Source organism: Bacillus sp. FSL K6-1218 (assembly GCF_038006445.1).
Taxonomy (GTDB): domain Bacteria; phylum Bacillota; class Bacilli; order Bacillales; family Bacillaceae_G; genus Bacillus_A; species Bacillus_A thuringiensis_S.
Genome location: NZ_JBBOVE010000001.1, coordinates 3,636,926 through 3,661,684, shown reverse-complemented (window position 1 = coordinate 3,661,684; position 24,759 = coordinate 3,636,926). Strand labels below are relative to the sequence as shown.

Sequence of the window (24,759 nt, the reverse complement as noted above, 5' to 3'; positions counted from 1 at the left end):
CATGAGTTTTAAGATGTCACGTAGACAATATGCTGATTTATATGGTCCAACTACAGGAGATTCTATTCGTTTAGCGGATACACAATTATTTGCACACATTGATCGAAATTCTACTGTATATGGTGATGAAGCTGTCTTTGGTGGAGGAAAATCAATTAGGGATGGTATGGGACAAAATTCACAACTTACAAGAGAACAGGGGGTTGTGGATGTTGTTATTACGAATGCGATTATTATTGATTATACAGGAGTATATAAAGCGGATATTGGTATAAAAGACGGAAAGATTTCAGCAATTGGTAAGAGTGGTAATCCTTCAGTTATGGATAATATTGATATCATCATTGGAACATCAACGGAAGTAATTTCTGGTGAGCGGAAAATCGTTACAGCTGGAGGTATTGATACACATGTGCATTTCATATCACCACAACAAATTGATACGGCATTGGCTTCAGGCATAACAACTTTAATTGGTGGGGGAACAGGACCGGCAGAAGGGACTAAGGCAACTACAATAACACCTGGATCTTGGAATTTAAGAAAAATGCTAGAAGCAGCAGAAGCTTTTCCTATAAATCTTGGATTTTTAGGGAAAGGAAATAGTTCAAGTTTACCTGCCCTGGAAGAACAAATATTTGCAGGGGCTATCGGATTGAAAATCCATGAAGATTGGGGAGCAACTTCGTCAGCAATTAATCACTCGTTACAGATTGCTGATAAATATGATATTCAAGTCGCTATTCATACGGATACGTTAAACGAATGTGGGTTTGTGGAAGAAACGATAAAAGCTATTGATAATCGTGTTATTCATACGTACCACACTGAAGGAGCTGGAGGTGGGCATGCACCAGATATTATAAAGATTGCTGCGCTGAATAATATTTTACCATCATCAACGAACCCGACCTTGCCATATACAGTGAATACGCTGGATGAACATTTAGATATGCTCATGGTATGTCATCATTTGAAAGCGAATATTCCGGAAGATGTAATGTTTGCAGATTCAAGAATTCGAAAAGAAACAATTGCGGCAGAGGATATTTTGCAAGATCTAGGGGTTTTCAGCATGATTAGCTCTGACTCACAGGCGATGGGAAGGGTTGGGGAGGTCATTATTCGCAATTGGCAAACCGCCGATAAAATGAAAAAGCAGATTGGTAGTTTAGAGGGAGATAAAGAATATAACGATAATAATAGAATTCAACGCTATATAGCGAAGTATACAATTAATCCAGCTATTACACACGGGATTTCAGAATATGTTGGCTCTATTGAAGTAGGAAAGTATGCAGACCTTGTAATATGGGATCCACAATTTTTCGGTGTTAAGCCAGATATGGTTTTGAAAAACGGGATGGTAGTGATGGCATTAATGGGAGACGAGAATGCTTCGATTCCTACCCCACAACCATATTATGAAAAAAAGATGTTTGGTGCATATGGAAAAGCAGTACAGTCAAGTTCGATTACATTTGTATCGAAAGTAGCCTATGAGAATAATATTAAAGAAAAATTAGGTTTAGATAAAGTTGTATTACCTGTTAAAAATACGAGAGAGATTTCTAAGCAAGATATGAAGCTGAATAATGCAACACCAGAAATTGAAGTAGATCCACAGACATATGAAGTTAAAGTTGATGGACAAGTAATCACGTGTGAAGCAGTAGATGTATTGCCTATGGCTCAAAGATATTTTTTATTTTGATATAACGGGGGAGATAAAATGATTATTGAAAAAATTAATAACAACGTATGCAATATGAATGATTTTTCAAATACAAAAAAACATCTTGATAAAATATTGATTTCTAGTGATCTTTTACTGAAGAGAGTTCAGAAATTGTATTCAGAATCTGGTTTTGAAATTGGGGTGTCTTTAGATAGTGGAGAAACATTAAAGAATGGTGATATTTTATATGAAGATGAAAATCGAATTGTATATATTGAAGTATTACCAGAAGAGGTAATTGTAATTACTCCAACATCAATAAAAGAAATGGGAATTATTGCTCATAACTTAGGGAATAGACATTTACCAGCACAATTCGATGAAGGGTGCATGATTTTAGCGAACGACTACTTAGTAGAAGATTTACTTAAAAAGGAAGGTGTTCCTTATCAAAAAGAAAATAGAGTATTACCAAAACCGTTCAAGCATGCTTCGCACAAACATATTTAACCTACTTAACCTACTCCAAATTAGTGATTCGAACTTCCCAACAGGAAGTTTTAGTCACTCTTTTGGATTAGAAACGTTTATTCAAGAGGGACAAGTTACAAATAAAGCCGAATTTTTCAAATGGGTTAATCGATATGTAAAAGTCCAATTAACATACACGGACGGCTTAATTTGCAAATATACTTACGAAGCCATTCAGAATAATGAGGGAGAACAAATTACATTTTTAGATGATTTAATAACAGCACAAACATTGCCTTTTGAATGTAGAAAAGCAAATAGAATGATTAGTAAAAGTACTTCTAAATTATTGTCTGAATTGTTCTCGTTTGTAAATTTAAATATATATAAAGAAAATATTATGGGTAATAAATTACAAGGTCATCCGAGTATCGTATACGGAATATTAGGGGCGGAATTGAAAATGACAATAGAAGAAACGCTCTTAGTTTTCTTATACTCAAGTGTTGGAAGTATAATTCAAAACGGTGTGAGAGCCATTCCTCTTGGACAAACAGATGGTCAAAAACTATTACAAGAATGCCATGAATTGATCTGCGAATCTATTGATAGAATTCAAATACTTTCATTAGAGGATTTTGGATTGAATGATCCTGAATTCGAAATAAATCAAATGCAACATGAAGATGTAAATGTAAGGGTCTTCATGTCATAGGGAGGAAGAATAAAATGATAAAGCCTATTAAAATTGGTATCGGTGGTCCGGTAGGTGCTGGGAAAACCATGTTAGTTGAAAAGTTAACAAAACATCTAAATACAGATTATGAAATTGCAGCAATTACAAACGATATTTATACGAAAGAAGATGCAAAGATTTTATTGAAAACAGGTGTTTTACCAGAAGATAGAATTATTGGTGTAGAGACAGGAGGGTGCCCGCATACAGCAATTCGAGAGGACGCTTCTATGAATTTTGAAGCAATTGAAGAACTCATGATTAGACATAATAATTTAGATGTTATTTTTATTGAAAGTGGGGGGGATAATTTAGCTGCCACATTTAGTCCGGAGCTAGTGGATTTTTCAATTTATATTATTGATGTGGCACAGGGAGAAAAGATTCCGCGTAAAGGTGGACAAGGGATGATCAAATCTGATGTATTTGTAATTAATAAAACGGATTTGGCACCTTATGTAGGAGCTGATCTTGGAGTTATGGAGCAGGATACGAAAAATTACCGACATAATAAACCATACTTTTTTACAAATTTAAAGGATGAGGAAGGCTTACAAGAATTAATAAATTGGATGAGACAAAACATTATGTTAGAAGGACTGAAAAAATGAAATCCCCTACAGGTGTTTTAAACATTGATGTGATGGAAAAGAGACATAAAACCGTACCTATTAAGGTTTATCATAAAGATGCCTTAAAAGTAACGCAGCCAATATATTTGGATGAGTATGGTAGAGTATATTACTATATTATGAATTCTGGTGGAGGCTATTTAAAAGGAGATTTCTATTCTATAAATATAAATGTTCGTAAAGATGCGAAAACATATATAACAAGCCAGTCAGCAACGAAAGTTTACAAGACTCCAAATAGTTATGCTTTGCAAAAATTAAATGTTTATATTGGTGAGAATGCTGTTATGGAGTATTTACCAGACCCGTTAATTATGTACAAGGATGCAGCATATAAGCAAAAAACAAATATATATATGCAAAATAATTCTACATTGATTCTATGTGATTCAGTTACGCCTGGTTGGTCGCCAAATATGGAGAAGTTCACATACCAATATTTTGATTCATTAACAAAAATATATATGGAAAATAAACTTGTAGTATACGATCATCTATTGCTAAACCCTTTCAAAGAGTCGTTAGATCAAATGGGAATATTAAATCAATATTCCCATTATGGTACTTTCATAGTTATTAATGAGAACATTACAAATGATTTAATTGCAGCATTGAAAACATCGCTTTCTAACACTAACAATATGAAAATTGGAATATCTTCTACACCATGTAAAGGCTTTGTCATACGCATACTTAGTCATAATACAGAAGATATGGAGTCTATATTTTTTCAGTGTCATCGTTTTGTTAGAGAGAATTGTCTACATGAAGAATTAACATCCTATCGAAAATATTAAGTAGGAGAAGGGGATACTATGACTAATGTGGGATTATTGTTTGTCGGTGCAGTTCTATTTATGAATTCACTAGCAGCTTTTAAACTCATTGATAGCAAAAGTGTAGGGTGCTTCAATTTATTTGTAGGGGCATTACAAACTTTGACACCATTATATTTATTATTTACAGGAAGTCAATCCGATGAGTGGACTATCCTATCTAATGGAACGATTTTTTTATTTGGTTTTACTTATTTATATGTTGGTCTTACGAATATATTAAAACTTGATTCTTCAGGTGTAGGTTACTATTCTCTTTGGGTTGCTATCATTGCAACGGTTATGGGAATTGTGAATCAATTACATGAGAGTGGTAGTCTGCAAAGTACAATAATTTGGTTCTTTTGGGCATTCCTTTGGTTTTTATTTTTCCTACAAGATGGATTGAAAAAGAAGATTCATATTTATGTAGGTATTGTTTGCTTCGTTGAATCTTGGATTACTGCAACAGTACCAGCTCTGTTAACACTTACAAATCATACCGGCGTGTTAAATAATTTTGTAATTATTTTAGCGACTATTATAACGATTGTAGTTTTTATTATGGCACTTTTCTTTTTCAAGAGTATTCAATTTAAAGTAGAAAGGGTTAGTAACTATGTGGAAAAGTGAACTGAAAAAGGCAACTAACTTTTTTGTTATTATTATATTTCTTCATGTGCTTGGAATTTTCTTATTATTACCGGCACTGTATAACGGTAATAGCATAATCGGAATGGCTATTATTGCATATTCTTTAGGATTGCGTCATGCGTTTGATAGTGATCATATTGTCGCAATTGATAATACTGTTCGGAAATTAATTGAAAAAGGTAAAAACTCACAGGGGGTGGGATTTTACTTCTCATTAGGACACTCTACGGTAGTATTTGTGATGATTGTATTAATTGCTTTAATTGGAAAAACAGCAAAACATGGAATGGAGAGCTTTTCAACTATAGGCGGTATTATCGGTACAATCGTTTCTAGTACATTCCTTATCATTATCGGTCTTACCAATCTGTTGTACCTTATTAAAGTGTTGCGAAGCCACGAGGACAAACAGCCAGAAAATTTAGGGTTTATATACCGTTTCACACAGCGCTTATTTACGTTTATTGATAGTCAGAAGCAATTGTATATGATTGGTTTTTTATTTGGACTTGGTTTTGATACAGCGAGTGAAATTGGATTAATTGCTCTTTCTACAGTAACTGCAACAAGTCAATCTATTCCACTTGTAAGTATATTCGCTTTCCCCATTTTGTTTGCTGCAGGAATGTCATTGATGGATACATTAGATAGTACATTCATGAATACGAATTATAAGTGGGCAATGGAAAATAGTCGAATAAGAAATTCATATAATGTATTAATTACCTCAATATCTGTTATTACGGCTTTTTTAATAGGGGGATATCAACTATTATCTTTGCTTATTGAAAGCTATAATTTACAGGGACCGTTTTGGAATCTCATACAGGTAGTTAATTTTGATTATCTGGGTATATGTCTTGTTGTATTCTTTATTATTTCTCTTATTGTTTTTGTTGTATGGAATAGAAATGCTTTTAAAGAACCGCTTACAAAGAGTATAGAGAAATAAAAATATATCATATGTTATTTGGTTCATTATGTATATAAAGTAAAATAAAAACACGTGAGATGAAAATTCATCTCACGTGTTTTTTATTATTTATGTTCCTTATATTCATGTGCTTTTTCTTTCACATTACCAACTGTATCTTTAGCAGTGCCTTTCACCTTATCCCATTTTCCTTCAGCTTGTAATTTCTTATTGTCAGTTACTTTCCCAACAACTTCTTTTACTTCACCTTTTACCTTATCAATGGCACCTTCTACTTTTTCTTTTAAACCGTGTTCATGCTTAGTCATACATTTCTCCTCCTTGTAGTTTGATTAGAATTCTCTTTTCATAGTGCAAGTTGAATGATGTATCTAGTAATAGCGTAACAAATCTAGTTTGAATATTCAAATGATTAATAGGATAGAAAAGGAATTGTCATAAAATGTTTAAAAATGTAACGGAAGGAGAAAGAAAGTAAATTATAATATGTCTTTTGCAGTCCATATTGATTTTGTATAAGCAATTTTCATATGGGCACGTTCCATGTTATTTTGACTGCCACTACCAAAACGAGCTTGTCCAACTATTAAATGACAGTTTGTCGCTATAGCTTTTTCTATTCGTTTTTGAATTAATGCAGTATGACAGCCTTTACGCTGAAATTCTGGCAAAGTAGCAGAAGCAGCTAATGAAGCAATCCCATTATTTATGTACAGGACACCAATGCCTGCAGGAGTATTTTGAACTTCAGCTATGAAAAAATACCATCCTGGTTCATTGTAAAGAATTTCATTATTTTGGCGCACGCTATCTTTTGTAAAGGATGGCATATTAAATCCACGTACATATATGTCTGCAAAAATATCAAACTCATTTTCTTTTAGTTTGCGTACTGAAATGTTAGAAGGAAGAAGGGATGAATCTTCTTTCGGTTTATTAAATAAAGCGGTATGGAAGCTAGATTGATAAAACCCTTTTTGAGATAAGTATTGAAATAATTCAGTTGTACCTTGTGCTGGGGTAATTTCAAAACGACAAGGGATTTGTAGTGATTCATAATAAGAAATGATTGCATCAATCGCATCTGCATTTGTAATACCTTTTACCGTATTAAAAGCAGGACCAGCAATTATTTTTGATGAAAAGGCAATGGTACTACCGAATTTTTTCATTTGCACTTGCATTGGGTTTTCGCTCATTGTTTGTAGTCTTTCTAATCTAGAAGAGAGCATATCAATTTCTGCATTTTCAATTTCTGTTGCTATATCGAGTGTCATAATAGTAGTTATAAAATTCCTCCGTTAATAAATATATTTCATAGTACATATACGATTTTTGTTTTGAGATTCCTGTTGAAATGTGAGAGAATAAGAGGTTTTTTGGAAGGGAAATGGAAGTGAACTGTCGAAGGGAGTGGAAACAGATTAAAGGTGGTGCTCTCATGAAACAAAAAGCCGTGCAGACATGCTCTAATTGTGGTTCTCAAAACATAGGAGAAGGTGAGTTTGTCGGATATGCACAAATACGGAAAAAGGAAACGATGTTCACATCTTCACCGGTGGATGCTTATATTTGTACAGATTGCGGGAATATTCTTTTATTAAAAGTACGACATTATGAAAAGTTTAAGCAGAAGCCGTTATGATTATTGAGTAGTGGTTTTATTGGGGTAGTTAATAAGAGTAATATTTTACATATATATGAGTATGCCTCAGGTAAAGAGATGAAAACATATACTGTACATAGTTCGTTATATGACACATAAAAATATATAGAAGAAATTGTGAGGCAATAGGAGGAAGAAAAAACAGCTCCTCTTGGAATATTTCATATTTAAAACTCCTTTAAATGAATAAAGGAGTTTTTTGATTTTTTATAACAATAATTACCTTTAATTGTTATAATTGGTTATTGAGGGAGGGTGGTTTATTAACGACATAATCATAGAAGAAAAATAGCTAAATCGTATATGAAAACCGCTATATAACACAATTGCAACCGTAAGTTGACAAATTGCAACCGCAGGAAGATAGAGATAAGGGCAATGTTTACATACAATTTAGTTAAGAAAACGAAGGGGGACACACATATGGGATTTGGTGAGAAGCTTTTTAAATTAAGAAAAGAAAAGGGTCTTTCTCAAGAAGCATTAGCCGAGAAATTAAACACAACAAGGCAAGCGGTTAGTAAATGGGAAAACGGTCAAGGTTTTCCTGAAACTGAAAAGTTAATAATGATTGGAAATGTATTTGAAGTATCACTTGACTATTTATTAAAAGAAACTGCTGAGCAAAGTAACGAAAAGGAAAATGGTTATTATGTAAGTAAGGAAATGGCGGAAGGGTATGTAGTGTATGGGCAAAAAATTTCTAAATATATTGCGTTAGGGTTTAGTTTGCTTATTTTATCTACAATACCGTACTTGTTATTTAAAGAAAATGCAACAATGTCTACGTTTCTTGTCATTATCATTGCGGTGCTTGGGATTGGAGCAATGATGGCACCTGTAACGATAGAAGAGAGTCGATACAATGTATTGAAAAAGGAAGAACTACTATTTGATCAAAACTTTCTAAAAGAATTGACCAAAAGATATGTGACTATTAAGAAGAAGTATGCTGTAGTAATAATCGTTGGATTTTGTTTTATAGCAGCAGGAGCGCTACCTTTTTTATTTGAGAAAAAGCATATCACTTCAGGAGAATTAGTACAGTATCACCCTTATTGTGTTGTACTTATTGCTATCGGAGTTTATCTTTTTGTTCGTGTGTTAGGAGTATTAGAGGCGTATCGAATTTTAGTAGAAAATAAAGAATATAGTAATCGTCTTATTTTTAAACTGAAAAAGAAAATAAGAGAAAAAGTGGATAATTTGTAATAGGAGAAAACATATTTTTATTAAAAGTTAAGATAGGAGTGTAATAATGTCAAATCTTTTAGAAATTGAAAATTTAAGTAAATCATTTGGAAACAAAGTTGTTTTAAGAGATGTTTCCTTCAATGTACCATCTGGGTCAATCGTTGGGTTCATTGGTGATAATGGAGCAGGGAAATCAACAACCTTTAAAACAGTACTAGAATTAATTTCTAAAGATAGCGGTACAGTAAAAATATTCGGTGAAGAAAATATAAATAAAGATATTAAGATTAAGGAAAAGATAGGAGTCGTATTTGATGCTATGAATCTACCGGCTCATCTTACAATAAAGCAACTACATAAGGTTTTTGAAAAGATGTTTGAATCTTGGGACCAAGATAATTTTTATAGATTAGTTAATACTTTCTCTTTACCTACTAATGAGAAAGTAGGTAAATTCTCGCGTGGGATGTCAATGAAACTAACTATAGCTGTTGCGCTGTCTCATAATGCCGAATTATTAATCCTAGATGAAGCGACCGGGGGGCTTGATCCTTCATCTAGGGAGGGCGTGTTAGAGGAATTAAAAAGTTTTGTGAGCAAAAGTAATGGTGGTATATTACTTTCTTCTCATATTATGAGTGATGTAGAAAAAATAGCCAGCCATCTTATCATTGTGAAAGATGGAGAGATTTTATTGAACGAGGAAAAGGATAAAGTTTTGAAAAGTTACTCCATTGTAGATGTTGATGAGGAACAACTAGCTTTAATTAACAAAGATATAGTTGTAGCCAGAAGGAGCCATGGTTCTTATTTCAATGTACTCGTATCAGATGTACATAAATTACCAAGTGGTATTGCTCATAGAACCATCTCAATAGAAGAAATGAGTGTCTTATTAACGAGGAGTGAAAAATAAATGAGAGGTTTATTATTGACAAACTATTACCTAGTGTATCGAACTTTCTTTATGTTCATGGGAATAGCGATATTGGGAGCCGGATTCGTTTTTTATTTTGGTGATGCTTCAATGTACCGTTTAATCGCTACGTTCATTATCTTATTTGCTACAATTCCTGCACTTGAAGTTATTAAATATGAGAGTAAGTCAGGTTATGAAAAGTATGTACTTACTTTACCAGTTACTAGAAGTAATATTGTGGAAAGCCACTACTTTTTCTATTTTTTAGTTGTAATTATTGGCACTTTATTATCATATGGCATATTTTATGTATATGGTTTAGTTTCAGGCACACCAATTGATGATGGTATATTTAAGAGTGTTTCTTTAGGGACTTTCATCATTCTTAATGCCGGAGCAATAGCCTATCCACTTCTCTATGTTTTTGGAGCAGAAAAATCTGATGCTATTACAATTGGAGGCGCATGCGGGGGGCTTGTTATTTATTTTGGATTACAAAGTGTAATTGGGTATCTAATAGAACAATTTCCTATATCAAATTTAAATGAATCTGTATACGTTTCAATTCTATATATAATATTTGGCGTTATCATATATACCTTTTCTTTTTTTATTTCGGTATTTATATATCGTAAGAAGGAATTTTAGTATATTTTCTCATAGTATTTTCTGAATTATTTCCAAAGAAATAATTCAGAAAATACAGAAAAATGTCGTAATTATTTACAGAAGTCTGTTATAATAAACGAAAAAAATGAAAACGCTTTAAAGGGGGATAAAACCATATGATGATGAATGTACCGCTAACAATTAGTTCTATGATGGAAAGAGCAGAAAAACTGTTTTCAAAGAAAGAAATTGTTTCACGGACACATGATACAGTTACGACATTAACGTATAAGCAGTTAGGTGAAAGGACGAGAAGGCTTTCTAGTTCGTTAAAAAAATTAGGAGTTAAAGAAGGCGAGCGTATAGGAACGTTAGCGTGGAATCATCATCGACATGTGGAAGCATATTTTGCTATTCCTGGTATTGCTTCCGTTTTACACACAATTAATATTCGTTTATCTCCTCAACATATTTCATACATTATTCAACATGCAGAAGATCGCATTCTACTTATTGATGAAGATCTCGTACCACTCGTTGAAAATATTCAATCACAATTATCAACTGTACAAGCCTACATTATTATGACTGATAAAGATGAACTTCCCAATACTACGCTAGAACCTGTATATCATTATGAAAAGCTATTAGAAGAAGGCGATCCAACTTTCCAATTTGTAAAAGATATTGATGAAAATACACCTGCTGGTATGTGTTATACGTCAGCGACTACAGGAAACCCAAAAGGTGTTGTATATACGCATCGTAGTACTGTATTACACTGTATGGCACTCGGCTTAGCGGATACAGCTGCTTTATCGGAAAGTGATGCGGCGATGGCAATTGTACCGATGTTCCATGTGAACGCTTGGGGGCTTCCTTTTGCAGCTACTTGGTTTGGAACTAAACAAGTTCTGCCAGGACCAATGTTTACTCCAAAAATTTTATTAGAGATGATTCAAGCTGAAAAAGTAACGATAGCAGCAGGTGTGCCGACAATTTGGCTCGGTGTATTACAAGAATTAGAAAATAATAGTTACGATTTATCTAGTATAACGAGAATATTATGCGGTGGTGCTGCTGCACCGAAAAGCGTTATTAAAGCATTTGAACAAAAATATAATGTTCCTTTCGTACATGCATATGGTATGACTGAAACAAGCCCACTCGTAACACTTGCACGTTTAAAAAGTTATGAAACAGAATTATCATATGAAGAGCAATTAGAAATCCGCTCAAAACAAGGATATCTTGTCCCTGGTGTCGAGATGAAAGTAGTCGGTACAAACGGTGAAGTGAAGTGGGATGGTACTGAGATGGGAGAGTTATGTTTACGAGCACCTTGGATCGCTGAAAGCTATTATAACGATGATCGTACTGTCGAAGGATTCCGAGACGGTTGGTTATATACTGGTGATGTTGTTACAGTTGATGAGGAAGGCTGCGTGAAAATTGTTGACCGTACGAAAGATGTTATTAAAAGCGGAGGTGAGTGGATTTCTTCAGTTGATCTTGAAAATGCATTAATGGCACATGATGCTATATTTGAAGCAGCTGTCGTTGCGGTTCCTCATCCGCAGTGGCAAGAGCGACCAATTGCCTGCGTCGTTCAAAAGAAAAATAGTACAGTAACAAAAGAAGAAATATATGAGTTTTTAAAACCACAGTTTGCGAAGTGGTGGTTACCAGACGATATTGTATTTATGGAAGAAATACCGAAAACATCTGTTGGGAAGTTTTTAAAACAGGCGCTTCGGAAAGAACTTGAGCATTTGCATAAAGAGAAATAATTGAAAAAATATTTGTAAACCTATATTTAAAACAAGTTGACAAAGACTAAATAGAAAGATAATATAACTCCTATAATATGTTACCCGAAAAGTGTTTTAAGTTTACAAATAGGAGAAGCAAATATGAATACAAAAAACTTAGTTTTCGTCGCTTTATTTAGTTCTATTATGGGAGTGTTAGGGTTAATACCTCCAATTGCTCTTGCTATTACACCAGTTCCAATTACATTACAATCACTTGGTGTTATGCTTGCTGGTGGATTGTTAGGATCACGTCTTGGTGCGTTAAGTCAGCTTATTTTCTTACTTATTGTAGGAGTTGGAGCACCATTACTTGCTGGTGGACGCGGTGGCCTTGGTGTATTTCTTGGACCAAGTGCAGGATATTTACTTGGTTACATCATTGGGGCGTTTGTTATTGGTTATTTAATTGAGCGTTTACGTGAAGTTTCTATTATAAAAGTATTATGTATTAATATAATTGGTGGTATTTTCGTAGTTTATGTATTTGGTATTACTGTACAAGCATTCTTAATGGATGTTTCTGTATGGGAGACAATGAAAGTGAGTGCTGTGTTTTTACCAGGGGATTGTATAAAAGCAATTATTGCGGCAGTTCTCGTAACAAAATTACATCGTTCATTGAAACATATTATTACGCCCACTTTAAAGAATGGAAAATATACAAATGTGGGATGATAAAGGGAAGAAACACGTACATTGCGTGTTTCTTTTTATTATTTTTGTAAAGAAAGGACGTCTCATATGAGTGTTACAAAAGAATACAAAAAGCATGCTTCTTTACAACCAAATAAAATAGCGATAAAGGAAAATGATAGAGTTTTAACATATAAAGAGTGGTTCGAATCAGTTTGTAAAGTAGCAAGCTGGTTAAATGAAAAAAAATCGAAGAATAAAACGATAGCAATCCTATTAGAAAATCGTATAGAGTTTTTACAACTATTTTCTGGTGCCGCTATGGCCGGGTGGGTTTGTGTTCCGTTAGATATAAAGTGGAAACAAGATGAGCTCAGAGAAAGAATTGAAATCAGTAATCCGGATATGATTGTGACAGAACGATATAAGGTAAATGATTTATTGCATGAAGAAGGAAGAGTAATTGAAATTGATGAGTGGAAAAGAATGATAGAGAAATATCTTCCTACACATTCCACTGTAGAAAGTTTACGAAATGCTCCCTTTTATATGGGATTTACATCAGGATCAACTGGAAAAGCAAAAGCATTTTTACGTGCACAGCAATCGTGGGTTCATAGTTTTGATTGTAATGTACATGACTTTCATATGAAAATGGAGGATTCGATTTTAATAGCTGGGACGCTCGTTCATTCTCTTTTCTTATACGGGGCAATAAGTGCATTATATGTAGGACAAACGGTGCACATTATGAGAAAGTTCATTCCGAATCAAGTATTAGATAAGTTAGAAACTGAAAATATATCAGTTATGTATACAGTTCCGACAATGCTTGAATCTTTATATAAAGAAAATAGATTAATAGAAAATAAAATGAAAATTATTTCATCAGGAGCGAAATGGGAAGCTGAAGCGAAAGAAAAAATAAAGAATATATTTCCTTATGCGAAAAGATATGAATTTTATGGTGCATCAGAGTTAAGTTTTGTAACAGCACTAGTCGATGCAGAAAGCGAAAGAAGGCCAAATTCAGTAGGAAAACCTTGTCATAATGTGCAAGTTCGAATATGTAATGAAGTAGGCGAAGAAGTACAAAAAGGTGAAATAGGAACTGTTTATGTGAAAAGTGATCAGTTTTTTATGGGATACATAATAGATGGGATTTTAACACGGGAGTTGAATGCAGATGGCTGGATGACAGTGCGAGATGTAGGCTATGAAGATGAAGAAGGCTTTATATATATTGTTGGTAGAGAGAAGAATATGATTTTATTTGGAGGAATCAATATTTATCCAGAAGAAATAGAAAGTGTATTACATGAACACCCAGCTGTTGATGAAATAGTTGTAATTGGTGTGAAAGATAGTTACTGGGGTGAAAAGCCCGTCGCGATCGTAAAAGGAAGTGCTACGAAACAACAATTAAAGAGTTTTTGCTTACAACGATTATCCTCGTTTAAAATACCGAAAGAATGGCATTTTGTAGATGGAATACCTTATACAAATAGTGGGAAAATCGCTCGTATGGAAGCAAAAAGTATGATTGAAAACCGGGAGAAAACATATGAATAAGGCAGTTATTGTAGAGGCGAAAAGAACACCTATCGGTAAGAAGAATGGGATATTAAAAGAGTATGAAGTTCAGCAATTAGCAACGCCGCTTCTTACGTTTTTAAGTAAAGGGATTGAGAGGGAAATAGATGATGTCATATTAGGTAATGTTGTTGGGCCAGGAGGGAATGTTGCGAGACTATCTGCTTTAGAGGCGGGACTTGGCTATCATATTCCTGGTGTAACGATTGATCGGCAATGTGGTGCTGGTTTAGAAGCAATTCGAACTGCGTGTCATCTCATTCAAGGCGGGGCAGGTAAGTGCTATATCGCCGGGGGAGTAGAGAGTACAAGTACGTCACCTTTTCAAAAAAGAGCACGATTTTCACCTGAAACAATTGGTGATCCTGACATGGGAGTAGCGGCTGAATATGTTGCGGGGCGTTATAACATAACGAGAGAAATGCAAGACGAGTACGCTTGTCTTAGTTATAAGCGGACACTGCAAGCGTTAGAAAAAGGATATATACATGATGAAATATTTTCTTTTAATGGATTATTAGATGAATCTATAAAGCCAGAAATGAATTATGAACGAATCATTAAAAGAACAAAGCCCGCATTTTTAAAAAATGGTACAGTAACGGCAGGTAATTCATGTGGTGTAAATGATGGGGCATGTGCTGTTCTTGTAATGGAAGAGGGACAAGCTCGGAAATTAGGTTATAAACCTGTCCTTTGTTTCGTTCGTAGTGCTGTAGTGGGAGTGGATCCCAAACTTCCAGGGACTGGTCCGATATTTGCGGTGAACAAATTATTAAACGAAATGAATGTAAAAGTAGAGGACATTGATTATTTTGAAATAAATGAAGCATTCGCCTCAAAAGTTGTTGCTTGCGCAAAAGAGTTACAAATTCCGTATGAAAAAGTAAATGTAAATGGTGGGGCAATTGCGCTCGGTCATCCGTACGGTGCATCTGGGGCTATGCTTGTAACACGTTTGTTTTATCAGGCACAAAGAGAGTCTATGAAATATGGAATTGCTACATTAGGAATTGGAGGCGGGATAGGGATTGCGCTATTATTTGAGAAAGTAGAAGACTAGCGAGGTAACTAGTTTTCTACTTTTTGAGGAACATAAATGTTGCTACCAGGCTTCGCTTTCATTTCGTTCCAAGCAGCAATCGCATCAGCTTTTGCTTTCCCTTTATTATTTGGATCTTCGAAAAAGTCATGAGTAAAGCGATTGTATTCAAATTGTGCACCGATAGTTGTTTTGTATGTAGGGTCTTTTTTTCGTTCGTTTTCTTCATGCCAAAAAGCTACCGCGTCTTCATATGTTTTTCCAACATTCTCTTTGAAAAATTTTTGAAGAGCTACTGTAAAGCGGAAGTTTGTTCCGATTTTTTCTTTGAAAAAAGCACGAACATCTTCGCTACAGCGGTGATTGTTAGTAATAATCGTTTGAAGAGAAAGGTCTTTATACGATAGGGAATCTTTAGTAACCTTTTGAACAGAGCTGTTTTTTAAGACTTTCCCCGTAGTTAAATAATGTGAGATACAATCGGTTATTTCAATCTTAGAGCCGCTAGCTGGCAACCCATTCTCACGACAAAATGTTTGGAGTTCTGCTTTTAACCAATAATAGTTTTGGAAATCTTCAAGTGATATAGACTTTGTTAAAGGTGGACGCATGAATGTAACAACTACTTTCTTCCATAATTTTCTTCAATTATAAAACGTATGTTCTTTTTATGGAAGGGTTAATTTGTAAATATAATGGGAAGAGGAGATTACATATGGAAAATGTAATGCAAGTTCGTGTTACGGGAATTTTAATTGAAGGTGAAAAATTATTGCTAGTAAAGCAAAAAGTTGCTAATAGGAATTGGTCTTTACCTGGAGGAGTGGAGAATGGTGAAATGTTAGAAGAGGCGATGATTAGAGAAATGAGAGAAGAAACGGGATTAGAAGTTAAAATTAAGAAGCTACTCTATGTTTGTGATAAACCGGATGCCAGTCCATCTTTATTACATATTACATTTCTACTTGAAAAGCTTACAGGAGAAATTATGTTACCCTCTAATGAATTTGATCATAATCCAATTCATGATGTGCAAATGGTGCCGATTAAAGATTTAAGTCATTATGGTTTTTCGGAAACTTTTATAACTCTTATAAGTGAAGGTTTTTCAAATGCAGGGAGTTACCAAGGATTGAAACAAAATATTGGTTTGTAAGTATAGAGTAAGGATAGCTGTTAGCTATCCTTACTAAAAATGCTTTACACCGCCGACTGTAAAGAAGAAACAAGCTGATTTAAAAATTCATCTCCGCTCATAATTGCTTTCCCGCCACCGCGAGCACTCTTCTTATTTCCGCCACCTTTTCCTTCGATTGTAGGAAGAGCGTCTTTTAAAAGAGCATTCATATCGAGTGATACTGATTTTCCGCAAGCGAGAATACATTGTAGTTTGTCATCATTTTCGATGACGAAATACGTAATTGCATGCTCTTGTTGTTCTGTAATAATAGCGGAAAGCTTTGCGATTTCTTGCATAGAACGATTTGTAAATACTTTAGAAATAAGTATGTCAGCATGAATTTTTATAGGCTGTAGAAGTAGTTCATTTGCCTCTGCAAATAATAATTTTTCATTCATTGTTTGTATTGCTTTTTCGTTTTCTTTTTGAGAAGTAAGCAGTTGTGCCACTTTTGCTGGAATATCAGTTTCGCTACTGTTTAATTGTTTAGAAACATCTTTCATAATTTGTTGCTGTTGTCCCATTAATTTAAGTGTACGCCAACCAGCGATAAACGTTAAGCGTATACCACCTTTATTGCGCTCCCATCCTAGTACTTGAATAGGACCAACTTCACCAGTTCGTTTCGGATGCGTTCCACCACAGCCGTTGTAGTCAAAGTTTTCGATAATAACAACCCGTATATTTTCTGTCATATTCGGTTCTTTACGAAGTGGCAACGTTTTCGCTTCTTCTAAGTTCATCCACTGGATGCGGATTGGATGGTTTTCAAAAACAATTTTGTTTGCAATTTGTATTGCTTTTTCAACCATTTCTGCATGAAGATTTTCTGTTTCTAAATCAATTGTTACTGTTTCTTTACCAAGATGGAATCCAATTGTAGGCATGTTAAAATGGTCCCAAAAAGCAGCAGATAAAATGTGCTGAGCTGCATGTTGTTGCATATGATCAAAACGGCGCTCCCAATTGATTTTACCTTCTACGTCTTCTGTATGTAATTGTTCTGCAATGTAGTGACGAATTTCTCCGTTTATCTCTTCTACATTGATTACATTGATATCATTTAATGTACCAGTATCATATGGTTGTCCGCCACCTGTCGGATAAAATGCTGTTTCATTCAAAACAACGTATAAGTTACCGTCTTTATCATAATCTTGCTTTATAATTTTAGTAGTAAAGTCTTGCTTATAAGCGTCAGTGTAATATAATTTGTGCTCCAATTTTCTTTCTCCTCTCGCATTAACTAGTTTCATTGTAATGCAATTGAAATTAGTTTCCTAATATTTCAGAAGAAAGAAACTATTTTTAGAATTTTCTTGCTATAATAAGGGAAAGAAAATGCGGGGGTGGAATAAATATGTTATATGAAAACGGTGTAGATAAACTGCTTAGTTTAAGTAGAAATATTTCCGAATTATATCGAGAATTAAACGAAATGACCCGGATTTTAACGGATTGTAATCGAGAAAGTGTGAAGTTTGATCGATTATATGTAAAAGAGTTACTTTGGAAGAAAGAAGATGTAATAGAGAAATATGACCAGCTACTTGTACAACTTTGTATTAACGAATGCTTTGATCTAAAAAGTGTCATTACAGGGGAATATAAGTATACATATGAAGAAGTAGAAAACATAGTTTTACAATTTAATGAAAAGTATAATGTCGCAATCTTAATTAAAGATGTGTGTAAAGAATTACAGTTCACATATGGAATTGATATGGACATAACGAGAACAACTCGGGTATCAACAGCTCAAGTATAGAAAAAGGAAAAGAAAGCAGATCCTTTGCTTTCTTTTTTTTGTGAAAATAGAGAGAGTAGGTTTAACGATGAAGGGGAAGTTACAGCATATTCATCCGCTTGGAATGAGTATTATTTTAGGGACATTGTTTGCTAGGTTTGCAACTTCAATGAGTATCCCTTTTTTAGCGATTTATTTAACGACTGTTAAAGGTGTGTCAGCTGGAATGACTGGTGCTATTATAGGAACGAGTGCACTTGTTGGTGTTTTTGCTAGTTTTATCGGAGGGAATTTATCAGATCGATTTGGCCGGAAAACGATTATGCTCTGGTCCATGATCGTTTGGATTTTTGTGTTTATAGGTTTTTCACTTGCGGATCATGTTTTAAGTTTCTTTTTATTAAACGCTTTAAATGGATTATGTAGGTCGTTTTTTGAGCCAACATCAAGAGCATTATTATCAGATTTAACAAAGCCTGAGTATCGGTTACTCGTCTATAACTTACGATACGGTGCAATAAATGTTGGAGTTGCAATTGGACCAATTGTTGGATTACAGATTGGAAGTGCAAAATCAACAATTCCTTTTTTAGTAGCAGCTGGGGTATATATTCTATATACAGCTATATTAGCGTTCCAATTTAAGAAGTATCCAATGGAAAAAAAGAAAGTGAGTACAGAAAAACCTGTTACAATGCTAAATGCAATGCGTATATTGCGAAAAGATATAGTATTTTTAGTTGCTTTAGTCGGTATTATTTTGAGTAATTGCGGTTTTTCACATTTAACGACGACAGTATCTCAATATTTTGCAAATGCACATATATTTGAGGATGGAGTGAAGCTATTCTCATATATGCTCGCTTTAAATGCAATTGTTGTAGTGATCATCCAATACCCTGTTATTCAAATGTGCAAAAAGTATACTCCGTTAACATCAATTATGGTGGGGACTTTATTTGTGAGCGGAGGATTATTTGGCTTTGGAATAGTAGAATCTATGCTAAGTGCTGCCGTTTGTACAATTATTTTTACAATTGGAGAAGTCTTAATGTTTTCGATGACCGATGTATTTATTGATGATATTGCTATTGCGCATCTAAAAGGAACATACTTCGGTGCGATGGGCTTTTCGGGAATTGGAGCAGTAATAGGTCCGTGGTTTGGAGGAGTACTTCTCGATTACTACGGCTACCAAAATGGGTTTGTAGTATTTTCAGCACTAGCTATATTTTCAACTGTGGCATTTCCTGTGCTTTTAGTTACAAAAGGTTTATCGAAAAAAAGATATGATAGAAATTCTAATATAGAAATGCATGTGAAATAACATAAGCCCCAGTAACCACTGGGGCTTAGTTTGTATTATATTAACTCTTAATTTGAAAAAAGAACTTTCTTTTCATGCTTATCAGCAACTTCATTTTTGGAAATATGAATGGCTAAAAATCCGTTTTCTAAGCAGGCTAGCATCTTTTTATAAATGATAGTAGTAGGTAAAGGGATTGTTCGTTTTAAGGAAATGTTTTTATGAAGTATGCATATAGCTAGGCCTGTCTCTAACTTTTTAATGAGTACATTTTGTTCAGTGACATTTTGTACATCTGTTTCCAAAATATATTCTTCTTCGGTTTCGCAAAGGTCGATGTGAATTTGATTTGGAAAGCTAAAGTTACTATAAGAATCGGAACAAAATTGATCCATCCATTCTTCGAAACCATCAACATGAAAAAGACAATTCTTCTTTTTCTTGCCCATGTAAGACACCCTCCGTAAAATATCAATTCATATCATGTTATGCATGAATGAAACAGAGGTGAAGAATAAATGATGAAATACAAACATTTTATGTTGAATGTGCACGGTATGTGAATATTTTTTATTACATATCATGATGTGCATGTTTTTTTTGGCGTGAATGGTTACGGTTTTTTACTTTATGAGATCCGCTTAATGGCTCAGGTTGTCCTTTTTTTTCTTTAGATTCACGATTATTTTTGCTCATTGTATGTGACACCTCCTCTTTCTTTTTAGAATGAGAGAAGTTGACGATTTTATACGAGAATGTTTTTAGAAAAAAAGGTAAAGATAAAGGGGACTAACTATTATAGAAAGGGGATTATATAATGCCATATCATAAAGATAAGCAACAAGCCTTTCAAGCGGCACAGCAAGGAGTTACACAAGCAGAAAATGCATTTAATAATATTGTGAAAAATGACCCTAACTACGGTCATGATTTAAAAGAGTTACGCCAAGAGGTTCAGGAAGCATATGAACAAATTCAAAATGCACTAGAGGTAGCTTCAGAAACACAACGTCCACAACTTGAGCAATATGAAAATAATCTCCAAAATATAATGCGAAATGTAGATCAATTAGAAAAGTAAATGAGGTTGTTGTCTATTCGACAACCTTGCTGCTTTAGTGAACGTTATGCTAAAACAGAAAATTTTTCTATTAGTTTTTTCTTTGCTATGTGCAGTACATATATTTCAAGTGGAAAAAGTGGAAGCGAAAATGTTGCTCAGAAAAGAGTTAGAACCAACTGGTTATGTAACATGGGAAGTACCTAATAATGAAAAAATTATTGCAATTACATTTGATGATGGGCCAGATCCAACGTATACACCACAAGTTTTAGATTTATTACGTCAATATAAGGCTGAAGCGACATTTTTTATGATTGGATTTCGAGTTCAGCGCAATCCATATTTAGTGAAGCAAGTGTTAAAAGAGGGACATGAAATTGGAAATCATACGATGAATCATTTGTATGCGAGTAATTCGTCAGATGAAAAATTAGAAAATGATATTTTAGATGGAAAGAAATTTTTTGAAAAATGGGTGAAAGAACCTTTGCTATTCCGTCCTCCTGGTGGATATATTAACGATGCTGTATTTAAAACAGCGAAAGAAGCTGGTTATCAAACTGTTCTATGGTCATGGCATCAAGATCCACGTGATTGGGCAAATCCAGGGGTTGAATCCATTGTAAATCATGTAGTGAAAAATGCTAAAAGTGGCGATATTGTATTGTTACATGATGGAGGAAATGATCGTAGTCAAACGGTAGCAGCGCTAGCAAAAATTTTACCTGAGTTGAAAAAGCAGGGCTATCGATTTGTAACGGTTTCGGAATTACTACGTTATAAACATTAGAAAAAATCCCAAAAGGAAATAGACCTTTTGGGATTTTTCTTTACTGGTTCTTTTTACGTTTCTTGTTATTTTGTCGCTCTGCTGGAGTTAAAGGCTCGTTTGCAAATTCTTCATTGTAACCAGTTCCTTGTCCTTGTGCAGATGCAGCATTCATTCCTGAAATAGTATGATTTGCTTTTCTTTTACCCATTTTACTTCACCTCTATAACATTTTTTGTATGTTGAATGATGAGCAGTTCATAGTATGTATGAACTGTAAGTAAACCGCTGATAGAGCACTTTACTTTATGATAATAGTATTCATAAGGAGCATGAAAGCTATTCAAATTTAGAAACATAAAGAAAACTTATGATAATCTATAAGTTTCTTATTATTTACTTATTTAGAAAGTTGTAATAAGATATTATCGTAAGGTATTGAAAAGTTTGTCTACATTTTATATTCAGACAACTTAGTCACGTTTAACAGGGGGGAAACATAATGGTCAAACATAATCCATTTCAATCACGTGCAACTTTTGAAGTAGATGGAAAAACGTATCATTATTATGATTTGAAAGCGCTTGAAAATGCAGGGGTTGGCAACGTATCTCAATTACCATATTCCGTGAAAGTTTTACTTGAATCAGTACTTCGTCAAGTAGACGGACGTGTAATCACAGAAGAGCATGTTACAAATTTAGCGAAATGGGGAACGAAAGATGTGCAAGATATCGATGTTCCATTTAAACCATCTCGTGTAATTTTACAAGATTTCACTGGTGTTCCAGCTGTTGTTGATTTGGCTTCGCTTCGTAAAGCAATGGCAGACATGGGTGGGGATCCTGACAAAATTAATCCTGAAATTACTGTAGACCTTGTAATTGACCACTCTGTACAGGTTGATAGAGCGGGTACGGCAGACGCGCTTGCATTCAACATGGACTTAGAGTTTAAACGTAATGAAGAACGTTATAAATTTTTAAGCTGGGCACAAAAATCATTTGATAACTACCGTGCAGTTCCACCAGCTACAGGCATTGTACACCAAGTAAACCTTGAATATTTAGCACCAGTTGTTCATGCTGTGAAAAATGCTGAAGGTGACTTAGTTGCATACCCAGATTCATTAGTTGGAACAGACTCACATACAACAATGATTAACGGTATCGGCGTTCTTGGATGGGGCGTTGGTGGTATTGAAGCAGAAGCAGGAATGCTTGGACAGCCTTCATACTTCCCAGTACCTGAAGTAATCGGTGTGAAATTAACTGGCACACTTCCAAGTGGTACTACAGCAACAGACGTTGCATTAAAAGTAACACAAGTATTACGTCAAAAAGGTGTAGTTGGTAAATTTGTTGAGTTCTTTGGTAATGGACTAAAGAGCATGCCTTTAGCTGACCGTGCAACAATTTCAAATATGGCACCAGAATACGGCGCAACTTGTGGATTCTTCCCAATCGATGATATTTCATTAGAATACTTACGTTTAACAGGTAGAGATGAAGAGCAAATTCGTATTGTTGAAGAATACTGTAAAGCGAACGGTTTATTCTATACAGCAGACAGTAAAGATCCAATCTACACTGATCTTGTTGAAATTGATTTAAATACAATCGAATCTAACCTTTCTGGACCGAAACGCCCACAAGATTTAATTCCACTTTCAGATATGAAAGATGCGTTCCACAAAGCTGTTTTAGCACCAGTTGGAACACAAGGACTTGGATTTAATGAGCAAGAGTTCGATAAAGAAGTGAAGGTTACATTAGAAGATAAAGAAGTAACGATGAAAACAGGTGCAATTGCAATCGCTGCAATTACAAGCTGTACAAATACATCAAACCCATACGTATTAATCGGGGCAGGTCTAGTTGCGAAGAAAGCAATTGAAAAAGGACTTGTAGTACCTGAGTACGTAAAAACATCATTAGCACCAGGATCTAAAGTTGTTACTGAGTACTTAGATAAATCCGGTTTAACAACATATTTAGATCAATTAGGTTTCCAAACAGTTGGTTACGGCTGTACGACTTGTATCGGTAACTCTGGTCCATTAGCGCCAGAATTAGAAGAATCAATTGCAGCAAACGACTTACTAGTAACATCTGTTTTATCTGGTAACCGTAACTTTGAAGGTCGTATTCATCCTCTTGTAAAAGCAAACTACTTAGCATCACCACCACTTGTTGTGGCATATGCACTTGCAGGTACTGTTGATATTGACCTGAAAAATGATGAAATCGGTAAAGATACAAATGGCAATGCTGTTTACTTCAATGATATTTGGCCATCAGCTAAAGAAATTGAAGATGTAGTTCAAAGCGTTGTTACATCTGAACTGTTCAAGAAAGAATATGCACAAGTATTTAACAGCAATGAGCGTTGGAATGAAATCCAAACTTCAAACGAAGCTTTATATACTTGGGATAATGATTCAACATACATTCAAAACCCACCATTCTTTGAAGGTTTATCTAAAGAGCCAGGTGAAGTTGAAACGTTATCAGGTTTACGCATAGTTGGTAAATTTGGTGATTCTGTAACAACAGACCATATTTCACCAGCAGGTTCAATTGGTAAGCACACACCAGCTGGACGCTACTTATTAGAAAACGGCGTACAACCAGTTGACTTTAACTCTTACGGTTCTCGTCGTGGTAACCATGAAGTTATGATGCGTGGTACATTTGCAAACATCCGTATTAAAAACCAAATCGCACCAGGAACAGAAGGCGGATATACAACATATTGGCCAACTGGTGAAGTAACATCTATCTATGATGCTGCTATGAAATATAAAGAAGATGGAACAGGTCTTCTAGTTGTTGCTGGTAAAGATTACGGTATGGGAAGTTCTCGTGACTGGGCTGCGAAAGGTACTAACTTATTAGGTATTAAAGCAGTAATCGCAGAAAGCTTCGAACGTATTCACCGCAGTAACTTAGTATTAATGGGTGTATTACCACTTCAATTTAAAGAGGGCGAAAGTGCTGAAACATTAGGTCTTGTTGGTAACGAGTCATTTGAAATTCAAATCGACAAATCAGTTAGACCACGCGATCTTGTAAAAGTAGTTGCAACTGATTTAGATGGCAACGAAAAACAATTTGAAGTAGTAGCTCGTTTCGATAGTGAAGTTGAAATTGATTACTACCGTCACGGTGGTATTCTGCAAATGGTTCTTCGTGAGAAAATTGAAGAGTCAAAAGTGTCGAACTAAATAATTGAAATGAAAAATAAGGAAGCTAACAATAGTTAGCTTCCTTATTTTATGGAAAGGGATGAAACCATATGGTTT

General features: G+C 34.6%; 28 protein-coding genes. 21 read left to right on the top strand and 7 right to left on the bottom strand.

Going from position 1 to position 24,759, the window contains the following annotated elements; translation table 11 throughout:
• The first annotated feature begins 1 nt into the window (after position 1).
• Genes ureC through MHI26_RS18465 form a run of 7 tightly spaced genes read left to right on the top strand, consistent with a single transcriptional unit; the run spans position 2 to position 5,938 of the window.
• A complete protein-coding gene (gene ureC / locus MHI26_RS18495) occupies positions 2-1,714 on the top strand; it encodes an urease subunit alpha (RefSeq protein ID WP_000008666.1) in 1,713 nt (570 codons plus the stop codon).
• An 18-nt stretch (positions 1,715-1,732) separates the two neighbouring features.
• Complete coding sequence (locus MHI26_RS18490) at positions 1,733-2,188, top strand: urease accessory protein UreE (protein WP_000582804.1); 456 nt, start codon at positions 1,733-1,735, stop codon at positions 2,186-2,188.
• Positions 2,166-2,864, top strand: coding sequence for an urease accessory protein UreF (locus tag MHI26_RS18485; protein ID WP_000946572.1), 699 nt, complete (start codon positions 2,166-2,168; stop codon positions 2,862-2,864). Before MHI26_RS18490 ends, MHI26_RS18485 begins: the two co-directional genes overlap by 23 nt.
• 14 nt (positions 2,865-2,878) lie before the next feature.
• Positions 2,879-3,496: an urease accessory protein UreG gene (gene ureG / locus MHI26_RS18480; RefSeq protein ID WP_000594927.1), complete on the top strand. Its 618-nt coding sequence runs from the start codon at positions 2,879-2,881 to the stop codon at positions 3,494-3,496.
• The gene (locus MHI26_RS18475; RefSeq protein WP_061665792.1) at positions 3,493-4,314 is read left to right on the top strand and encodes an urease accessory protein UreD; all 822 of its coding nucleotides are present in this window, start codon (positions 3,493-3,495) and stop codon (positions 4,312-4,314) included. Before ureG ends, MHI26_RS18475 begins: the two co-directional genes overlap by 4 nt.
• A gap of 18 nt (positions 4,315-4,332) precedes the next feature.
• Positions 4,333-4,965, top strand: a complete 633-nt coding sequence (locus tag MHI26_RS18470) for an AmiS/UreI family transporter (RefSeq protein ID WP_000185991.1) — start codon at positions 4,333-4,335, stop codon at positions 4,963-4,965.
• Positions 4,952-5,938, top strand: coding sequence for a HoxN/HupN/NixA family nickel/cobalt transporter (locus tag MHI26_RS18465; RefSeq protein ID WP_000265976.1), 987 nt, complete (start codon positions 4,952-4,954; stop codon positions 5,936-5,938). The genes MHI26_RS18470 and MHI26_RS18465 overlap by 14 nt, the downstream gene beginning before the upstream one ends.
• 86 nt (positions 5,939-6,024) lie before the next feature.
• On the opposite strand, the gene MHI26_RS18460 is transcribed toward MHI26_RS18465, so the two are convergent.
• Positions 6,025-6,228: a CsbD family protein gene (locus tag MHI26_RS18460; protein WP_000160424.1), complete on the bottom strand. Its 204-nt coding sequence runs from the start codon at positions 6,226-6,228 to the stop codon at positions 6,025-6,027.
• A gap of 171 nt (positions 6,229-6,399) precedes the next feature.
• A complete protein-coding gene (locus MHI26_RS18455; protein ID WP_061665791.1) occupies positions 6,400-7,209 on the bottom strand; it encodes a GNAT family N-acetyltransferase in 810 nt (269 codons plus the stop codon).
• A 152-nt stretch (positions 7,210-7,361) separates the two neighbouring features.
• On the opposite strand from MHI26_RS18455, the gene MHI26_RS18450 reads away from it, so the two are divergent.
• From MHI26_RS18450 to MHI26_RS18415, 8 genes are all read left to right on the top strand, one after another.
• Positions 7,362-7,565, top strand: coding sequence for a hypothetical protein (locus MHI26_RS18450; RefSeq protein ID WP_000810192.1), 204 nt, complete (start codon positions 7,362-7,364; stop codon positions 7,563-7,565).
• Positions 7,566-8,009: 444 nt separating this feature from the next.
• On the top strand, positions 8,010-8,798 hold the full coding sequence (locus tag MHI26_RS18445) for a helix-turn-helix domain-containing protein (RefSeq protein WP_061665790.1): 789 nt from the start codon (positions 8,010-8,012) through the stop codon (positions 8,796-8,798).
• A gap of 46 nt (positions 8,799-8,844) precedes the next feature.
• Positions 8,845-9,696 (top strand): ABC transporter ATP-binding protein, encoded by an 852-nt coding sequence (locus MHI26_RS18440; RefSeq protein WP_061665789.1) that lies wholly within the window; start codon positions 8,845-8,847, stop codon positions 9,694-9,696.
• Positions 9,697-10,347, top strand: coding sequence for an ABC-2 transporter permease (locus MHI26_RS18435; RefSeq protein ID WP_061665788.1), 651 nt, complete (start codon positions 9,697-9,699; stop codon positions 10,345-10,347).
• 137 nt (positions 10,348-10,484) lie between these two features.
• Complete coding sequence (locus tag MHI26_RS18430) at positions 10,485-12,098, top strand: long-chain fatty acid--CoA ligase (RefSeq protein WP_061665787.1); 1,614 nt, start codon at positions 10,485-10,487, stop codon at positions 12,096-12,098.
• A gap of 123 nt (positions 12,099-12,221) precedes the next feature.
• Positions 12,222-12,797 (top strand): biotin transporter BioY, encoded by a 576-nt coding sequence (locus MHI26_RS18425; protein WP_061665786.1) that lies wholly within the window; start codon positions 12,222-12,224, stop codon positions 12,795-12,797.
• A gap of 66 nt (positions 12,798-12,863) precedes the next feature.
• Positions 12,864-14,327, top strand: coding sequence for an acyl-CoA synthetase (locus tag MHI26_RS18420; RefSeq protein ID WP_000117305.1), 1,464 nt, complete (start codon positions 12,864-12,866; stop codon positions 14,325-14,327).
• Positions 14,320-15,411: an acetyl-CoA C-acyltransferase gene (locus tag MHI26_RS18415; RefSeq protein ID WP_001030512.1), complete on the top strand. Its 1,092-nt coding sequence runs from the start codon at positions 14,320-14,322 to the stop codon at positions 15,409-15,411. Before MHI26_RS18420 ends, MHI26_RS18415 begins: the two co-directional genes overlap by 8 nt.
• 8 nt (positions 15,412-15,419) lie before the next feature.
• On the opposite strand, the gene MHI26_RS18410 is transcribed toward MHI26_RS18415, so the two are convergent.
• Positions 15,420-16,001, bottom strand: a complete 582-nt coding sequence (locus MHI26_RS18410; RefSeq protein WP_061665785.1) for a DUF6434 domain-containing protein — start codon at positions 15,999-16,001, stop codon at positions 15,420-15,422.
• A gap of 104 nt (positions 16,002-16,105) precedes the next feature.
• Between MHI26_RS18410 and MHI26_RS18405 the strand changes: the two genes are divergently transcribed.
• Positions 16,106-16,546, top strand: a complete 441-nt coding sequence (locus MHI26_RS18405; protein WP_061665784.1) for an NUDIX hydrolase — start codon at positions 16,106-16,108, stop codon at positions 16,544-16,546.
• A gap of 44 nt (positions 16,547-16,590) precedes the next feature.
• On the opposite strand, the gene MHI26_RS18400 is transcribed toward MHI26_RS18405, so the two are convergent.
• Positions 16,591-17,793, bottom strand: a complete 1,203-nt coding sequence (locus MHI26_RS18400; protein WP_151547426.1) for an alanyl-tRNA editing protein — start codon at positions 17,791-17,793, stop codon at positions 16,591-16,593.
• A 137-nt stretch (positions 17,794-17,930) separates the two neighbouring features.
• On the opposite strand from MHI26_RS18400, the gene MHI26_RS18395 reads away from it, so the two are divergent.
• Together MHI26_RS18395 and MHI26_RS18390 are read left to right on the top strand one after the other, a co-directional pair.
• Entirely contained in the window at positions 17,931-18,338 is a 408-nt protein-coding gene (locus MHI26_RS18395; RefSeq protein WP_000965149.1) for a hypothetical protein, read from the top strand.
• A 67-nt stretch (positions 18,339-18,405) separates the two neighbouring features.
• A complete protein-coding gene (locus MHI26_RS18390; RefSeq protein WP_061665782.1) occupies positions 18,406-19,644 on the top strand; it encodes an MDR family MFS transporter in 1,239 nt (412 codons plus the stop codon).
• A 47-nt stretch (positions 19,645-19,691) separates the two neighbouring features.
• Here MHI26_RS18390 and MHI26_RS18385 read toward each other — a convergent pair whose 3' ends face one another.
• The gene (locus MHI26_RS18385) at positions 19,692-20,072 is read right to left on the bottom strand and encodes an Hsp20/alpha crystallin family protein (protein ID WP_000516757.1); all 381 of its coding nucleotides are present in this window, start codon (positions 20,070-20,072) and stop codon (positions 19,692-19,694) included.
• Between the two features lie 124 nt (positions 20,073-20,196).
• Positions 20,197-20,319, bottom strand: a complete 123-nt coding sequence (locus MHI26_RS18380) for a small acid-soluble spore protein P (RefSeq protein ID WP_000042142.1) — start codon at positions 20,317-20,319, stop codon at positions 20,197-20,199.
• Positions 20,320-20,440: 121 nt separating this feature from the next.
• Here MHI26_RS18380 and MHI26_RS18375 point away from each other — a divergent pair, with 121 nt between their 5' ends.
• Both MHI26_RS18375 and pdaB read left to right on the top strand, forming a co-directional pair.
• A complete protein-coding gene (locus MHI26_RS18375; protein ID WP_001146295.1) occupies positions 20,441-20,704 on the top strand; it encodes a hypothetical protein in 264 nt (87 codons plus the stop codon).
• Between the two features lie 46 nt (positions 20,705-20,750).
• A complete protein-coding gene (gene pdaB, locus MHI26_RS18370) occupies positions 20,751-21,476 on the top strand; it encodes a polysaccharide deacetylase family sporulation protein PdaB (RefSeq protein WP_061665781.1) in 726 nt (241 codons plus the stop codon).
• 40 nt (positions 21,477-21,516) lie between these two features.
• Here pdaB and sspO read toward each other — a convergent pair whose 3' ends face one another.
• Positions 21,517-21,666, bottom strand: coding sequence for an acid-soluble spore protein SspO (sspO, locus tag MHI26_RS18365; RefSeq protein WP_000518057.1), 150 nt, complete (start codon positions 21,664-21,666; stop codon positions 21,517-21,519).
• A 291-nt stretch (positions 21,667-21,957) separates the two neighbouring features.
• Between sspO and acnA the strand changes: the two genes are divergently transcribed.
• On the top strand, positions 21,958-24,681 hold the full coding sequence (acnA, locus tag MHI26_RS18360) for an aconitate hydratase AcnA (RefSeq protein WP_000238554.1): 2,724 nt from the start codon (positions 21,958-21,960) through the stop codon (positions 24,679-24,681).
• The last annotated feature ends 78 nt before the right edge of the window (positions 24,682-24,759 follow it).

Coding starts and splice junctions, on each gene's coding strand:
- MHI26_RS18405 (WP_061665784.1), top strand. CDS start 16,106: ATGGAAAATGTAATGCAAGTTCGTGTTACGGGAATTTTAATTGAAGGT.
- MHI26_RS18460 (WP_000160424.1), bottom strand. CDS start 6,228: ATGACTAAGCATGAACACGGTTTAAAAGAAAAAGTAGAAGGTGCCATT.
- MHI26_RS18470 (WP_000185991.1), top strand. CDS start 4,333: ATGACTAATGTGGGATTATTGTTTGTCGGTGCAGTTCTATTTATGAAT.
- ureC (WP_000008666.1), top strand. CDS start 2: ATGAGTTTTAAGATGTCACGTAGACAATATGCTGATTTATATGGTCCA.
- MHI26_RS18445 (WP_061665790.1), top strand. CDS start 8,010: ATGGGATTTGGTGAGAAGCTTTTTAAATTAAGAAAAGAAAAGGGTCTT.
- acnA (WP_000238554.1), top strand. CDS start 21,958: ATGGTCAAACATAATCCATTTCAATCACGTGCAACTTTTGAAGTAGAT.
- MHI26_RS18490 (WP_000582804.1), top strand. CDS start 1,733: ATGATTATTGAAAAAATTAATAACAACGTATGCAATATGAATGATTTT.
- MHI26_RS18375 (WP_001146295.1), top strand. CDS start 20,441: ATGCCATATCATAAAGATAAGCAACAAGCCTTTCAAGCGGCACAGCAA.
- MHI26_RS18425 (WP_061665786.1), top strand. CDS start 12,222: ATGAATACAAAAAACTTAGTTTTCGTCGCTTTATTTAGTTCTATTATG.
- MHI26_RS18415 (WP_001030512.1), top strand. CDS start 14,320: ATGAATAAGGCAGTTATTGTAGAGGCGAAAAGAACACCTATCGGTAAG.
- MHI26_RS18440 (WP_061665789.1), top strand. CDS start 8,845: ATGTCAAATCTTTTAGAAATTGAAAATTTAAGTAAATCATTTGGAAAC.
- MHI26_RS18475 (WP_061665792.1), top strand. CDS start 3,493: ATGAAATCCCCTACAGGTGTTTTAAACATTGATGTGATGGAAAAGAGA.
- MHI26_RS18420 (WP_000117305.1), top strand. CDS start 12,864: ATGAGTGTTACAAAAGAATACAAAAAGCATGCTTCTTTACAACCAAAT.
- MHI26_RS18395 (WP_000965149.1), top strand. CDS start 17,931: ATGTTATATGAAAACGGTGTAGATAAACTGCTTAGTTTAAGTAGAAAT.
- sspO (WP_000518057.1), bottom strand. CDS start 21,666: ATGGGTAAAAGAAAAGCAAATCATACTATTTCAGGAATGAATGCTGCA.
- MHI26_RS18435 (WP_061665788.1), top strand. CDS start 9,697: ATGAGAGGTTTATTATTGACAAACTATTACCTAGTGTATCGAACTTTC.
- MHI26_RS18390 (WP_061665782.1), top strand. CDS start 18,406: ATGAAGGGGAAGTTACAGCATATTCATCCGCTTGGAATGAGTATTATT.
- MHI26_RS18465 (WP_000265976.1), top strand. CDS start 4,952: ATGTGGAAAAGTGAACTGAAAAAGGCAACTAACTTTTTTGTTATTATT.
- MHI26_RS18380 (WP_000042142.1), bottom strand. CDS start 20,319: ATGAGCAAAAATAATCGTGAATCTAAAGAAAAAAAAGGACAACCTGAG.
- MHI26_RS18430 (WP_061665787.1), top strand. CDS start 10,485: ATGATGATGAATGTACCGCTAACAATTAGTTCTATGATGGAAAGAGCA.
- MHI26_RS18385 (WP_000516757.1), bottom strand. CDS start 20,072: ATGGGCAAGAAAAAGAAGAATTGTCTTTTTCATGTTGATGGTTTCGAA.
- MHI26_RS18450 (WP_000810192.1), top strand. CDS start 7,362: ATGAAACAAAAAGCCGTGCAGACATGCTCTAATTGTGGTTCTCAAAAC.
- pdaB (WP_061665781.1), top strand. CDS start 20,751: ATGCTAAAACAGAAAATTTTTCTATTAGTTTTTTCTTTGCTATGTGCA.
- ureG (WP_000594927.1), top strand. CDS start 2,879: ATGATAAAGCCTATTAAAATTGGTATCGGTGGTCCGGTAGGTGCTGGG.
- MHI26_RS18485 (WP_000946572.1), top strand. CDS start 2,166: ATGCTTCGCACAAACATATTTAACCTACTTAACCTACTCCAAATTAGT.
- MHI26_RS18410 (WP_061665785.1), bottom strand. CDS start 16,001: ATGCGTCCACCTTTAACAAAGTCTATATCACTTGAAGATTTCCAAAAC.